This window comes from Inquilinus sp. YAF38 (genome assembly GCF_052113205.1).
In the GTDB taxonomy this organism is placed as follows: domain Bacteria; phylum Pseudomonadota; class Alphaproteobacteria; order DSM-16000; family Inquilinaceae; genus Inquilinus.
Genome location: NZ_JBFRCU010000021.1, coordinates 5,001 through 18,983 on the forward strand (window position 1 = coordinate 5,001; position 13,983 = coordinate 18,983).

Genomic DNA, 13,983 nt, shown 5'->3' on the forward strand with positions numbered 1-13,983 from the left:
ATGTCCAATATCCGCGACCGCCGAAGCGATCTGCCGCAGGCCCCTCAGGACCTGCGATCCGTCTTCCTCTCACATTCCAGCTTGTCGCGTCGCTCTTCCCTCTTCTCACACCAAGGTTTTGGTGGAGGCGGACGGGATCGAACCGACGACCTCATGCTTGCAAAGCACGCGCTCTCCCAACTGAGCTACGCCCCCAAGGGATGGTGGGCCAGGGAGGATTTGAACCTCCGACCTCACGCTTATCAAGCGCGCGCTCTAACCAGCTGAGCTACTAGCCCTAAAGCATTGATGACCGGCCCATGGCCCACCGCTTCGCACCTCGCGCCCAATCCATTGGATCGGCGCCAGATGCGCTGCGTTAAGCCAACCGGTCATCGGCTGGAATGGAGAAGGGATGCGTGGCCGGCGGCCTTCAGATCCATGATCGGATCCTAGGCTCCGTTTGTCGGGCATCCTTAGAAAGGAGGTGATCCAGCCGCAGGTTCCCCTACGGCTACCTTGTTACGACTTCACCCCAGTCGCTGATCTCACCGTGGCCGGCTGCCCCCATTGCTGGTCAGCGCACCGTCTTCGGGTAAAACCAACTCCCATGGTGTGACGGGCGGTGTGTACAAGGCCCGGGAACGTATTCACCGCGGCGTGCTGATCCGCGATTACTAGCGATTCCAACTTCATGCACCCGAGTTGCAGAGTGCAATCCGAACTGAGACGGCTTTTGGGGATTAGCTCCAGGTCGCCCCTTCGCTGCCCACTGTCACCGCCATTGTAGCACGTGTGTAGCCCAACCCGTAAGGGCCATGAGGACTTGACGTCATCCCCGCCTTCCTCCGGCTTGTCACCGGCAGTATCTCCAGAGTGCCCAACTGAATGATGGCAACTGAAGAGGAGGGTTGCGCTCGTTGCGGGACTTAACCCAACATCTCACGACACGAGCTGACGACAGCCATGCAGCACCTGTGTGGAAGCCAGCCGAACTGAAGGACCCGGTCTCCCAGGCCCATACTTCCCATGTCAAGGGTTGGTAAGGTTCTGCGCGTTGCTTCGAATTAAACCACATGCTCCACCGCTTGTGCGGGCCCCCGTCAATTCCTTTGAGTTTTAATCTTGCGACCGTACTCCCCAGGCGGTGTGCTTATCGCGTTAGCTGCGCCACCGAACAGCAAGCTGCCCGACGGCTAGCACACATCGTTTACGGCGTGGACTACCAGGGTATCTAATCCTGTTTGCTCCCCACGCTTTCGCGCCTCAGCGTCAATACCAAGCCAGGTGGCCGCCTTCGCCACTGGTGTTCTTCCCAATATCTACGAATTTCACCTCTACACTGGGAATTCCACCACCCTCTCTTGGATTCAAGCTCGCCCGTATCAAATGCAGTTCCCAGGTTGAGCCCGGGGCTTTCACATCTGACGCAACGAACCGCCTACGCGCCCTTTACGCCCAGTCATTCCGAACAACGCTTGCCCCCTTCGTATTACCGCGGCTGCTGGCACGAAGTTAGCCGGGGCTTCTTCTCCCACTACCGTCATCATCGTCGTGGGTGAAAGAGCTTTACAACCCGAAGGCCTTCATCACTCACGCGGCATGGCTGGATCAGGCTTGCGCCCATTGTCCAATATTCCCCACTGCTGCCTCCCGTAGGAGTCTGGGCCGTGTCTCAGTCCCAGTGTGGCTGGTCATCCTCTCAGACCAGCTACCGATCGTCGGCTTGGTAGGCCGTTACCCCACCAACTACCTAATCGGACGCGGGCCCCTCTTCCGGCGATAAATCTTTCACCCGGAGGTCGTATACGGTATTAGCCAAAGTTTCCCTTGGTTGTTCCGTACCAGAAGGTAGGTTCCCACGTGTTACTCACCCGTGCGCCACTCCCCTTGCGGAGCGTTCGACTTGCATGTGTTAGGCCTGCCGCCAGCGTTCGTTCTGAGCCAGGATCAAACTCTCAGGTTCGACTTCAGATCATTCCAGCCGAAGCCAGAACAACCCTACTAGTGGAGCGCTCCACCCCGATCTCACGACCGAGGCTGCACCTCACACACCTGAGCCATCCACGTCCAATCAGCTTGCGCCAACCAAACGCTCATGACTCTACTAGCGTCCGAGATACCGCGCCCGCTTGTTTGTGCCCTTCAACCGAAGACCAAACCGCCGGCCGCGTATCCCTTCTCCAATGCTTCTCACTTGTACAAGATCCGTCGCTCTTCCGCCGGGCTTCCCCGACCCCAGAGCCGCATCCACCCGTCGCGCCTTCCCCTTCCAGGGCCGGCCCGCCAGGGCGAAACGTCGATGTAGTGTCCCGACCCGGCTTTTGCAACCTTGTTTGGCTGCTCTCCGCTGCGTCGCTCTCTTTCGAGTTCGTCGCCGCGGCGTCGCCGTCGGTGGAGCGGTTTATAGGGGGGTGATCCGGACCACGCAAGAGCTTTTTTGCACTTCCGTGAATTTCTTGTCGGAGCTCCCGGAGTCCCTCTCAGAGCAGCCCGAGAGCCCTGAGTTCCTGCTGCAGATGGGCCGGCAGGTCGCTCTCCGACGCCGTCCCGAGGTCGCGCGGCGCGACGTCCGGGTCGAGATAGCGCCAGCCCTGGAAGGCGCGCAGCGGCCGGGCTTCCACCGCCGTCAGCTCCGGGTCGTAGAGCAGCCGGCAATAGGTGTCGCCGTCCTCGTCGGTCACCATGAACATGTCGAGGATCGGCTGCCGCACGAGGATGACGTGGCGGATCACCCAGAAGATCGAGCCGCCGCCGATCAGGTCGTCCCGCCGGGTCGGCATGCGCTTGGTGTAGCCGTACACGACCTCCCGCCCCTCGACGACATGGCGCCGGCCCTGCTGGACCGTGGCGAGCTGGGCCGGCTCGGCGATGCCGACGGCGACCTTCAACAGATGAACAGGCACAGTTCCTCCATGGCCGCGCCATCGCGGCCACGCTTCGGGATGAATCAGGCGTCGCGGGCGATCAGCGCACGGGCCGTCCTGGAGGCCGGCGGCCGGTCGAGCACGCCCGAGATGAATCGGGTGGCGTCGAGCAGCCGGTCCAGAGCGACACCACTGGCGATGCCGAGGCCGTCGAGAAGATAGACCACATCCTCGGTCGCGACATTGCCCGTGGCACCCTTGGCATAGGGGCAGCCGCCCAGCCCCGCCACCGCCGAATCGACCACGGCGATGCCGCGCTGCAGCGCGGCGTGGATGTTGGCGATCGCCATGCCATAGGTGTCGTGGAAGTGGACGGCCAGCGACTCGCGCGGGATCCGCGCCGCCACCGCCTCGATCATCGCCACCGCCTTGCCCGGCGTGCCGACCCCGATGGTGTCGCCCAGGCTGATCTCGTAGCAGCCGAGATCGAACAGGGCCGCCGACACCTCCGCCACCTTCGCCGCCGGCACCTCGTCTTCATAGGGACAGCCGAGCACGCAGGAGACGTAGCCGCGCACCTTCAGCCCGGCGGCACGGGCACGGGCCACGACCGGGGCGAATCGGGCCAGGCTCTCGGCGATCGAGCAGTTGATGTTGCGACGGCTGAAGCTCTCCGAGGCGGCGGCGAACACCGCGATCTCGGTCGCCCCGGTGGCGAGCGCGGCATCGAGGCCGGTCTCGTTCGGCACCAGCACCGGGTATGAGATGCCGGGCGCCCGCGCGATCCGGGCCATGACCTCGGCCGAATCGGCCATCTGCGGCACCCATTTCGGGCTGACGAAGGCGCCCGCCTCGATCACCGCCAGCCCGGAAGCCGACAGACGGTCGATCAACCCGACCTTGGCCTCGAGCGGCACCACCGCCTTTTCGTTCTGCAGCCCGTCACGCGGGCCGACCTCGACGATTCGGACTTGGGCCGGGAGCATCTCAGGCGGCCTCGAAGCCGATCAGGGCCACGCCTTCGTCGACCTGGTCGCCGGCGGCGAAGGGCAGGCTGGTGACGGTGCCGTCCGCCGGCGCGGCCACGGTGTGCTCCATCTTCATCGCCTCCAGCACGATCAGGGGCTGGCCCTTGGCGACCTTGGCGCCGGCCTCGACCAGAACCGCGATCACCCGGCCAGGCATCGGCGCGGTCAGCCGRCTGCCGCCGCCGGCCTCCTCGCCGGCATGCGCCAGCGGATCGACGATGCCGAACACCCGGTCGGCACCGTCGCGCAGCACCGCGACCTTCTCCCCAGTCGCCACGATCGTCGCCCGCACTGTGCGGTCGCCGAGCCGGGCGGTCAGCACGCCGTCGGCCAGCGTGCCGGCGACCTCGACCGGGCCGTCCGGCGTGCCGATCGACAGGCTGCCATGCCGGCGGTAGCGCACCGCCGCCGCGATCTCGGTGTCGCGGTCGGCCAGGCGCAGCGTCTCCACCGCCTCGTCGTTCATCCGCCAACCATCGGCCAGGCCCCAGGGGCTGGCGCGATCACGGGCACGGCCGAGCACGAGGCCGAGGGCTGCGAGGGCGATGTCCTCCGAGCCGGCCGGCGCGGGCGGCGCCAGCAGCTCCGCCGCGTGGCGGCCGATGAAGCCGGTGTCGAGCTCGGCTGCGGCGAAGGCCGGGTGGCGCGCGATCGCGCGGAGGAAGTCGAGATTGGTGGCGAGGCCGGCGATCCGCGCCTGGTCCAGCGCCCGGGCCAGCCGCCGCACCGCTGCCGGCCGGTCGATGTCCCAGACGATCAGTTTGGCGATCATCGGGTCGTAGTGGATCGAGATCGAATCGCCCTGGCGCACGCCCGAATCGACCCGGACATGCGGCGCCGCCTCGGGCAGCGCCAGATGCGCCAGCCGCCCGGTCTGCGGCAGGAAGCCGGCCTGCGGATCCTCGGCATAGAGCCGGACCTCGATCGCGGCACCGTTGATGGCGAGGTCGTCCTGGCCTAACGGCAGCGTGCCGCCGGCCGCGACCAGCAGCTGCCATTCGACCAGATCGAGCCCGGTGATCGCCTCGGTCACCGGATGCTCGACCTGCAGCCGGGTGTTCATCTCCATGAAGTAGAAGCGGCCGTCGGTGTCGAGCAAGAACTCGACCGTGCCGGCGCCGACATAGCCGATGGCCTGGGCCGCGGCGACCGCGGCCTCGCCCATCGCCTTGCGGATGGCCGGGTCGAGGCCGGGGGCCGGCGCCTCCTCCACCACCTTCTGGTGGCGGCGCTGGATCGAGCAGTCCCGCTCGAACAGGTAGACGCAGTGGCCGTGGCCGTCGGCGAAGACCTGGATCTCGACATGGCGCGGCCGGGCCAGATAGCGCTCGACCAGCACCCGGTCGTTGCCGAAGGAGGACGCGGCCTCGCGCTGGGCGCCGGCGAGCTGGGCGGCGAACTCCTCAGCCCGCTCGACCACGCGCATGCCCTTGCCTCCGCCGCCGGCCGAGGCCTTGATCAGCACCGGAAAGCCGATCGTCGCGGCCTCCGCCGCCAGATGGTCGGGATCCTGGTCGGCCTCGTGATAGCCCGGCACCAGCGGCACGCCGGCCGCCGCCATCAGCGCCTTAGCCTCGCTCTTGCCGCCCATGGCGCGGATCGCGGCCGGCGGCGGGCCGACGAAGGTGAGGCCGGCCTGGGCGCAGGCCTCGGCGAATTCCGCATTCTCCGACAGGAAGCCGTAGCCCGGATGGATCGCCTGGGCGCCGGAGGCCTTGGCCGCGGCCAGGATGGCGTCGATCCTCAGATAGCTCTCGCGCGCCGGGGCCGGGCCGATGCGGATCGCGGAATCGGCCTCGGCGACATGGCGCGCCCCGGCATCGGCGTCGGAATGGACCGCGACGGTGCGCAGGCCGAGGCGCCGCGCCGTCCGGATCACCCGGCAGGCGATCTCACCGCGATTGGCGATCAGGAGCGTGTCGAACATTCCGGCCCCGAAACTGCTGCTGGGTTCGGGCAACAATCTAACAGGGCCGGTCCGCGGCGCACGCGGGAAATCGAAGTGCTATTTCGGCCGGCCGTCGGCCAGCACCAGCCGCGCCGCCAGGCCGAGGAAGACGATGCCGGTGAAGCCGTTCAGCAGCCGCGCCACGATCGGCCGCCGCGACAGCAGCCGGCCGAGCCCGCCCGAGGACATGCCGACCAGGGCGTTGATGGTGGTGCCGGAGATGTTGCCCAGCGTGCCCAGCACCAGGATCTGCAGCACCGCGCTGTGCGACGGGTCGACGAATTGCGGAAGGAAGGCGATGAAGAACAGCGCCACCTTGGGGTTCAGGACGTTGGTCACCATGCCGTCGAAGAAGATCCGGCCCGCCGGACGCGGCGGCAGCGGCCCGGCCGCGCCGAGGCCGCCGCCAAGTCCGCCGGCCGCGCCGCGCAGCGCCTTCACCCCCAGCCACAGCAGATAGGCAGCGCCGCCCCAGCGCAGAATCTCGAAGGCGGTCGGCGAGGCGGCGAACAGCCCGGCCAGGCCCAGCGCCGCCGCCATGGTGTGCACCGCCGCGCCGCCACCGATGCCGAGCGCCGCGGCCAGGCCGGCGCGCGGCCCGCGGGAAACGCCGTTGGCGAAGCAGAACAGCATGTCGGGCCCGGGCGTGAGGTTCAGCGCCAGGGCGGCGGCCATGTACAGCGCGAGCGTTCCCGGATCGAACATAGTCAGCGTCTCACAATGGATACGGCCGGCAGACTAGAACGGCGGCCTCTGCCCCGCCACCGATCTCAGCCGACCGCCACCGACGCTTTCAGGTCCCTCCCCTGGAACCGTCGGTCGGCGGGGCCGCGCTGGCCATGCCCGACGCTCCACCGGCCCGGCCAGTCCAGTCGCTCGATTCCGGTCGCCGAAGCTGCCGCCAGCGAGGACCAGCCTGTCTGCTTGTCAAGGCGGTACAGGATGCCGCAAGGCCCCATGTCGGGATGGAGTAGTAGCCGGATATCGAAGGCGCCCGACAGCGCCGGGCCGTGCCAGTAGAGGGGGCTGCGGCCTGGCTCCCGCCCCAGGATGACGGTCAGGATCTGCCGTGGCCCGCGCAGGCCGATCCACAGCGGCGCGAGGCTGCCGGGGTCGAATGCGGAGACCAGGGTCTGCGCCACGCTCGTTCCGGCCGGGGCGGCCTGGCCGGCGAAGCGGAAGGCGACGAACCGGCCGGGCGCCAGCCGGCCGGTCAGCGGCGCGACGCCGTCCCCCGCCGGCAGGACGCGCCACGCCTCGTCAAGGATCGGGGGCGGCGGCCACTCCAGCCGCTCGCGGATCTGCCCATCCGTGTCCAGCACCTGGCAGCGCAGGCCTTCGGCATCCAGCGCGGCCTGGATGCAGTGGAGGTACTCCACTCCCTCGGGCATGCGGTGGGCTGTGCCGGCGCCGGCCGTGCAGAGCTGCAGCACGCCGCCATGCACCTGGACGTCATAGGCCAGGATGTGGCTGCAGACATAGGCCAGCACGCCGGCCTCGACCAGGATGCTCCAGAATTCATGCGCGTGCTCCGGCCCGATCTCGCGCTGCCACGGCCCGGAGAAGCCGTCGACCGGATGGACCGGGTGATGGCCGACCACCAGCTTGTGGCGCGCATCAGCATGCTGGTCGAGGATCCGGCGCAGCCAGTCGGTCTCGACATGGCCCTCACCGCCGAGGCCGGTCCAAAGCGTGTGGACGAAGACCAGCAGCAGGTCGCCGCGGCGGATCCAGTAGGACAGGCCCTCCTGTCCCGGCGGCCCGTTCCGAGGCAGGTCGAGCACGTCACGGAACACCGCTTCGCTCATCTCGTCATAGGCGGTGTGGTTGCCGGTCGTGTGCCAGATCGGGATCGCCCGGCGGTCGAGCCACCCCATCTCCCGGTCCAGCCAGTGCCGCCACTGCGCCCGCAGCGCCTCGGCGTCGGCGGTCAGGCCAATGATCTCGTCGCCGGGAAACAGGATGAACTCCGGCTGCGGTGCGAGGCGGCGGAGGACCGCATTGACCGCGGCGAAATTCCGCTCGTGCGGAGCGTCGGGAACGCCGGAGCAGGAATCGCCATAGAGCACGAACTGATGCCCCGGCCCCCGCGGCAGCAGGGCGGAGATGGCGTCGGGCAAACCTTCGGGCAGGCCTGGCATCGCCCCGCTCCTCTCAGAACCGGTCGGCCCGGTAGGGCGACGGGTCGACCACGGTTTCGCCGCCGGTGATCATCTCGGCCAGCAGCCGTCCGGTCACCGGCCCCAGGGTGAAGCCGTGATGGGCGTGACCGAAGGCGAGCCACAGCCCCCTGTGCCGCGGCGCCGGCCCGATCACCGGCCGCATGTCCGGCAGGCAGGGCCGCGCGCCCATCCAAGGTTGGTCATCGACCCGGCTGTCCAGCGGGAACAGGATCCGCGCCGCGGCCTCGGCGGCCTGCAGCTGCACCGGCGTCGGCGGCGCATCGCGCGGGCCGATCTCGACGCCGGTGGTGAGGCGCACGCCGCGCGCCATTGGCGTCAGCAGGAAGCCTTGGTCGTCGTCCAGCACCGGCCGGTGCAGCACGGCATTGCCGAGCGGTCGGTAATGCATGTGGTAGCCGCGCTTGACCGCGAGCGGCAGGCGGTAGCCGAGCGGCCGCAGCAGGTCGAGCGACCAGGGGCCGAGCGCCACCACCACGTCGCGCGCCAGCACCGGGCCGTCCGGCCCCTGCAAGCTCCAGCCGCCCTCCACCGGCTGCAGCGATCGGGCATCGGCCGGCACCAGGCTGCCGCCGCGGCGCAGGAACAGCTCGGCATAGCCCTTGGTGACGGCGCCGGGGTCGGAGACGGAGACCGGGTCCATCCAATGCACGCCGCCGGCCAGCCCGTCCGCCAGATGCGGCTCCAGCGCCCGGATCTGGCCCGGGTCGAGCACCCCGAAATTCAGGCCATGGGCGGCGGCGACGGCCCTGCCCGCCTCCCCCGCCTCCAGGCTGCGTGCGGTCCGGTAAACGGTGAGCCAGCCCGTTTCGCGCGCCAGATGGGCGATCCCAGCCTGCTCCAGCAGCGGCCGGTGCTCGTCCAGGCAGCGCTCGATCAGCGGCAGCATCGCCCGCGCCGCCTCGGCCAGGCGGGCCGGGGACGAATGGCGCCAGTACTGGAACAGCCAGGACGCGATCCGCGGCAGGAAGGCCCAATGGTAGCGGGCATCGATCCGCCGGTTCGAGGCGTAGCGCAGCAATTCGGGCAGCGAGCGCGGGAAGGCGTAGGGCACGACGCTGGCGCGCTCGATCAGCCCGGCATTGCCATGGCTGGTCTCCTCGCCCGGGCCGCGGCGGTCGACCAGCACCACCGAGCGGCCGCGCGCCTGCAGATGCAGGGCGATCGAGACCCCGATGATTCCGGCCCCGAGCACGGCGACATCGCTTCTGATCACGGTGACTTGCCTTTCTGAGCCTGCCGTCTGGCCTGCCGATGCCGCATAGCACATCCCGGAAAGCTTGGGGGGCGAGCGCCCGGAACGGCCAAGCAAAATTTGCGTCCCAGCGTGGTATAGACCATTGCCTTCGCCCGGCAGCCGTGGGCAGCATGGCCTGCAGCAGACGGCGCGTCGTCGATCGCGACGACCCGGCCGCCGGGCTGCGGGGACCGGACGGTCCCATTCCCGCCAACCGCGAAGGCCCGGCCGATGACGTCCCCGTTCCGACTCGAAACCTTCTGGCGGCCCGCCGAGGACGGCGACTCGCTGAGCTATACGCTGAGGCTGACCAACCGGTCGGACCTGACGGTCTCGGGCTTCAAGCTCTGCGTCAGCGGGCCCGCCCGGATCGACCCCGCCGCGGTGATCGAGGGCGGCACGCTGTCCGCCCGGCTGTCCAACCATTCCGAGTTCACGCCCGCCCCGGATCTGGATCTGGCCCCCGGCACCAGCTGGACGATCACGGCACGGGGCCTGAGCTATCCGCTGCGCCATTGGACCGACGGCGCCACCACCGCCTATGTCGCGCTGGCCGATGGCTCGACCGCGCCTGTCGCCACCGCGCCGACGCATTCGGCTGTCGACAACGCGCCGCTGAAGCGGGGCACCCAGCGATTCCCCGTCCCGGCCTCGGTGCCGATGTCGATCTCGGGCACGACCGTCCCGGTGCCGGTCTCGGTGATTCCCTGGCCGGAAAAGGTCGCCGTCAGCGGCCGCCGAGCCGTCCCCGCCGGGCTGGCGCCGAAGGGCGAAGGTGCCGAAGCCGGGCAGGCCACCACCGCCTTCGCCGAGCTGACCGCAGCGCTGTTCCCGGCCGAGGGCATCATGCGTCCCGAGGCGGAGGGCGGCCTGGCCGTCGATCTCGTGATCGAGCCGGGATTCGGCCCAGAGGCCTATCGCATCGCCTTCGCCCAGGACGGCGTCGCCGTGCAGGCCTCCACCCGCACCGGCCTGCTGTACGGCCTGATCACGCTTGGCCAGGTCTGGCGCGGCGCCAGCCGCCATCCCGAGACCTTCCTGTTCCCTACGGGCGGCGAGATCCAGGACGCTCCGGCGCACGGGTGGCGCGGGTCGCATCTCGACGTCGCACGGCAGTTCTATTCCTCGGCCGAGGTGGCGCGGTTCGTGCAACTGCTGGCCTGGAGCAAGATGAACCGCTTCCACTGGCACCTGTCGGACGACGAGGCCTGGCGCGTCGAGATCGATGCCTATCCGGAGCTGATGAAGATCGCCGCCTGGCGCGGCCACGGGCTGGCGCTGCCGCCGCTGCTCGGCTCCGGCCCCGAGCCGCAAGGCGGCTATTACAGCAAGCAGGCGATCCGCGACCTGGTTGGCCTGGCCGACCGGCTGGGCATCGTCGTGGTGCCGGAGATCGATATCCCCGGCCATTGCTACGCCGTGCTGCACGCCCTGCCGCATCTGCGCGACCCGGGCGAGCACGGCGAGTACCAGTCGGTGCAGGGCTTCCCTAACAACTGCCTGAACCCGGCGCATGAGCCGGTCTACGGCTTCCTCGAGACCGTGTTCGACGAGCTGATCGCGCTGTTCCCGTCGAAGATCCTGCATGTCGGTGCGGATGAGGTGCCGCTGGCCGCCTGGTCGGGCTCGCCGCTCGCGCTCGACCGCCTGAAGCAGGCCGGCGGCGAGGCGCTGGCCGCGCAGCACGCCAAGCTGGTGAACACGATCGGCAACAAGCACGGCGCCGACGCCATCGAAGGCTCGGCGACGGCCGTGCTGCAGGCCGGGTTCCTGCAGCGAGTCCAGCGCTTCCTGGGCTCACGCGGCGTCGTCACCGGCGGCTGGGAGGAGGCGGCGCATGGCGACGTGATCGAGAAGGACAAGAGCTACCTGGTCGGCTGGCGGTCGGTCGAGGCCAGCGCCGAGCTGGCCGGCCGCGGCTATGGCGTCGTCGTCGCGCCCGGGCAGCGCTACTACCTCGACATGTCGCAGGGCACCGCCTGGTCCGAGCCAGGCGCCGGCTGGGCCGGCTGGTCGGGCCCGCGGGAGACCTATGAGTTCGAGCCCACCCGGGGCTGGACCGAGGACCAGCTGAAGCATCTGATGGGCGTGCAGGCCTGCATCTGGTCCGAGCCGATGACCGACCGCGCCGTGTTCGACCGGCTGGTCTTCCCCCGGCTGTCGGCGATCGCCGAGGCCGGCTGGACCCGCAAGGAGGCGAAGTCCTGGGCGCGCTTCAGCGCCCTGGCCGGGTTGATGCCGAATCTGTACGGGCACTGGGCGGACTGATCTCCTGATAAGATGACTCCACGGGCAGCTCGACCCGACCCATCGGCCAGGCGAAGCCCGGGGGAGAACAGGGATGGGAGAGACCAGGATCGATGAGATCGCCGACGGCATCTATCGACTGTCGACCTATGTGCCGGAGATTGCGCCGCCGGCCGGCTTCACCTTCAACCAGTTCCTGATCAGGGCCGAGGAGCCGCTGCTGTTCCATTGCGGGCCGCGGCGGATGTTTCCGTCCGTCGCCGCCGCCATGGCCAGGGTGATGCCGGTCGACCGGCTGCGCTGGATCGGCTTCGGCCATGTCGAGGCCGATGAATGCGGCGCCATGAACGAATGGCTGGCGGCGGCGCCGCAGGCGCAGCTGGTGCAGGGCGGGATCGGCTGCATGGTGTCGATCAACGACATGGCCGACCGGCCGCCACGGCCCCTCGCCGATGGCGAGGTGATCGACCTCGGCGGCAAGCGGCTACGCCATCTCGACACGCCGCAGATCCCGCATGGCTGGGACGCCGGGCTGCTGTACGAGGAGACCACCGGGACGCTGCTGTGCGGCGACCTGTTCGCGCATCTCGGCGGTGGCCCGGCCGTAACCGGGACCGACGTCGTCGGCCCGGCCCGCGCCGCGGAGGACATGTTCGGCCCCAGCGCCCTGACGCCGATGACGGCACCGACGATCCGCCGGCTCGCCGGGCTGTCGCCAAGCACTCTCGGCATCATGCACGGATCATGCTTCCACGGCGACGGGGCGGCCGCCCTGAACGCGCTGGCCGACGACTATGCGCGCCGGCTGCAGGAGCAGTTGGACCGCCTGGCGGAGTGAGTTCCTTTGCCTGGCGCCATCCCCTAATCATGGGGGAGTGCGGTGCCGTCGCGATCCGACGACACTGCGATCACGCCTGGGGGGGCGGGAATGCGCCGGGCCGTCCTGTGCCGTCCGTAACAGGCCGGAAGGAACGGTCCGGCGCATCCTTCTCGGTGCGGCAGGCAGGACTGCGTCCGCCGCCGTCGTCGATCAACGAGGGAACATGATGCGCAGCATCGACAGAGCGTTCTTCACCCTGGCCGTGCTGATGGGGCTGGCCGGCATGCTGCTGGGGATCCAGATGGGCATGGCCCATGACTTCCAGCTGGTGCCGGTGCATGCCCACATCAATCTCGTCGGCTGGGTCTCGCTCGCCTTGTTCGGGATCGGCTACCGGCTGGGCTTCGCCAAGTCCGGCGCGCTGGCCGTCGTGCATTTCTGGATCGCCGCCGCCGGCGCCATCCTGCTGCCGCTCGGCATCTACCTGGCCACAACCCGGCAGCAGGAGGCCGTGGTCATCATCGGCTCGCTGCTGACCGTCGCCTCGATGCTGCTGTTCCTGGTCAATGTCCTGCGGGCCGGGTCCACGCCGGCGCCCTGATCAGCCGAGCCAGGACGGCTTGCGCTTTTCCAGGAAGGCGGCGACGCCTTCCTTGCCCTCATCGCCGGCGCGGATCGCGGCGATGCGGCGGGTGCAATCCTCCTCGACCTCGGCCGGCGTCTTGCTGGCCACCGCGGCGACCAGATCCTTGGCCGCCCGGACCGCCGCCGGTCCGTTGCCGCGCAGCGCCGCCAGGACCTGCCGCGCCGCCTCCTCCAGCCCGTCGCTCGCCGCCAGCTCGTGCACCAGGCCGAGGCGCCGGGCCTCGACCGCGTCGAAGCGCTCGGCGGTCAGGAAATAGCGGCGGGCGGCGCGGGCGCCGATGGCGCGCACGACATAGGGGCTGATCACCGCCGGGATCAGGCCCAGCTTGACCTCGGACAGGGAGAAGGCAGCCGCCTCGGTGGCGATGGCGATGTCGCAGCAGGCGACCAGCCCGACCCCGCCGCCATAGGCCGCGCCATGGACCAGGGCGACCGTCGGCTTCGGCAGCGTGTCGATGGTGCGCATCAGCGCCGCCAACGCCCGGGCATCGGCCAGGTTCGCTGCCTCGTCATAGGCCGCCATGCGGCGCATCCAGTCGAGATCGGCGCCGGCCGAGAAGCTTTTGCCGGCACCGCGCAGCACCACGGCGCGCACCGCATCGTCGGCGCCGAGCTTGGCGAAGCCCGCGGTCAGGTCGGCGATGACATGCTCGTCGAAGGCGTTGTGCCGGTCCGGCCGGTCCATGACGACCGTGCCGATGCCGTTCTCGATCTCGATCTCGATCCGGACCGCGCTCATCGCACTACCCAGCTCAGCACCAGCAGACCCAGCAGCGCCCAGACGACACCGGCCACGATCGACCGGGCGATAAAGGCGCGGACGGAACAGTACAGCAGGAACAGGCCGAGGATCAGCAGCGCGAAGGAGAAGATCGAGGCGTTCATCCCGATCGAGCGGGCCATGCCGCCGAGGAAATCGTTCACCGCGCCGCCGAGGCCGTCGACCACCCCCCGGATCGCGCGAATGATGAAGCCGATCAGCCCGCCCAGCGCCTCGCCGAGCCATTCGAAGAAGTTGCTCTGAATCATTCC

Annotated in this window: 11 protein-coding genes, 2 tRNA genes and 1 rRNA gene; 3 read left to right on the plus strand and 11 right to left on the minus strand. The window is 69.1% G+C overall.

Annotated elements, in window-relative coordinates; translation table 11 throughout:
- Window positions 1-119: 119 nt before the first annotated feature.
- The 9 genes from AB4Z01_RS11950 to AB4Z01_RS11990 form a co-directional block, all read right to left on the minus strand.
- Window positions 120-195 (minus strand) — tRNA-Ala (locus tag AB4Z01_RS11950).
- A gap of 6 nt (window positions 196-201) precedes the next feature.
- Window positions 202-278 (minus strand) — tRNA-Ile (locus AB4Z01_RS11955).
- Window positions 279-459: 181 nt separating this feature from the next.
- Window positions 460-1,945: ribosomal RNA gene (locus tag AB4Z01_RS11960) — 16S ribosomal RNA — on the minus strand.
- Window positions 1,946-2,462: 517 nt separating this feature from the next.
- On the minus strand, window positions 2,463-2,885 hold the full coding sequence (locus AB4Z01_RS11965; RefSeq protein WP_441693716.1) for a DUF1489 family protein: 423 nt from the start codon (window positions 2,883-2,885) through the stop codon (window positions 2,463-2,465).
- A 44-nt stretch (window positions 2,886-2,929) separates the two neighbouring features.
- On the minus strand, window positions 2,930-3,832 hold the full coding sequence (locus AB4Z01_RS11970) for a hydroxymethylglutaryl-CoA lyase (protein WP_441693718.1): 903 nt from the start codon (window positions 3,830-3,832) through the stop codon (window positions 2,930-2,932).
- A 1-nt stretch (window position 3,833) separates the two neighbouring features.
- Window positions 3,834-5,801 carry an acetyl-CoA carboxylase biotin carboxylase subunit gene (locus AB4Z01_RS11975; protein ID WP_441693720.1) on the minus strand — a complete coding sequence of 656 codons (1,968 nt, stop codon included), beginning with the start codon at window positions 5,799-5,801 and terminating at the stop codon, window positions 3,834-3,836.
- 78 nt (window positions 5,802-5,879) lie between these two features.
- Window positions 5,880-6,527: a LysE family translocator gene (locus AB4Z01_RS11980; protein ID WP_441693722.1), complete on the minus strand. Its 648-nt coding sequence runs from the start codon at window positions 6,525-6,527 to the stop codon at window positions 5,880-5,882.
- 65 nt (window positions 6,528-6,592) lie between these two features.
- Window positions 6,593-7,963, minus strand: coding sequence for a metallophosphoesterase family protein (locus AB4Z01_RS11985; RefSeq protein WP_441693724.1), 1,371 nt, complete (start codon window positions 7,961-7,963; stop codon window positions 6,593-6,595).
- Between the two features lie 13 nt (window positions 7,964-7,976).
- The gene (locus tag AB4Z01_RS11990) at window positions 7,977-9,218 is read right to left on the minus strand and encodes an NAD(P)/FAD-dependent oxidoreductase (RefSeq protein WP_441693725.1); all 1,242 of its coding nucleotides are present in this window, start codon (window positions 9,216-9,218) and stop codon (window positions 7,977-7,979) included.
- Between the two features lie 252 nt (window positions 9,219-9,470).
- On the opposite strand from AB4Z01_RS11990, the gene AB4Z01_RS11995 reads away from it, so the two are divergent.
- From AB4Z01_RS11995 to AB4Z01_RS12005, 3 genes are all read left to right on the plus strand, one after another.
- Window positions 9,471-11,507, plus strand: a complete 2,037-nt coding sequence (locus tag AB4Z01_RS11995; RefSeq protein WP_441693727.1) for a beta-N-acetylhexosaminidase — start codon at window positions 9,471-9,473, stop codon at window positions 11,505-11,507.
- 73 nt (window positions 11,508-11,580) lie between these two features.
- Complete coding sequence (locus AB4Z01_RS12000) at window positions 11,581-12,324, plus strand: hypothetical protein (RefSeq protein WP_441693729.1); 744 nt, start codon at window positions 11,581-11,583, stop codon at window positions 12,322-12,324.
- A 205-nt stretch (window positions 12,325-12,529) separates the two neighbouring features.
- Window positions 12,530-12,907: a hypothetical protein gene (locus AB4Z01_RS12005; RefSeq protein ID WP_441693731.1), complete on the plus strand. Its 378-nt coding sequence runs from the start codon at window positions 12,530-12,532 to the stop codon at window positions 12,905-12,907.
- On the opposite strand, the gene AB4Z01_RS12010 is transcribed toward AB4Z01_RS12005, so the two are convergent.
- Together AB4Z01_RS12010 and AB4Z01_RS12015 are read right to left on the minus strand one after the other, a co-directional pair.
- Complete coding sequence (locus AB4Z01_RS12010) at window positions 12,908-13,690, minus strand: enoyl-CoA hydratase-related protein (RefSeq protein ID WP_441693733.1); 783 nt, start codon at window positions 13,688-13,690, stop codon at window positions 12,908-12,910.
- Window positions 13,687-13,980, minus strand: a complete 294-nt coding sequence (locus tag AB4Z01_RS12015; protein WP_441693735.1) for a hypothetical protein — start codon at window positions 13,978-13,980, stop codon at window positions 13,687-13,689. The genes AB4Z01_RS12010 and AB4Z01_RS12015 overlap by 4 nt, the downstream gene beginning before the upstream one ends.
- Window positions 13,981-13,983: the final 3 nt, after the last annotated feature.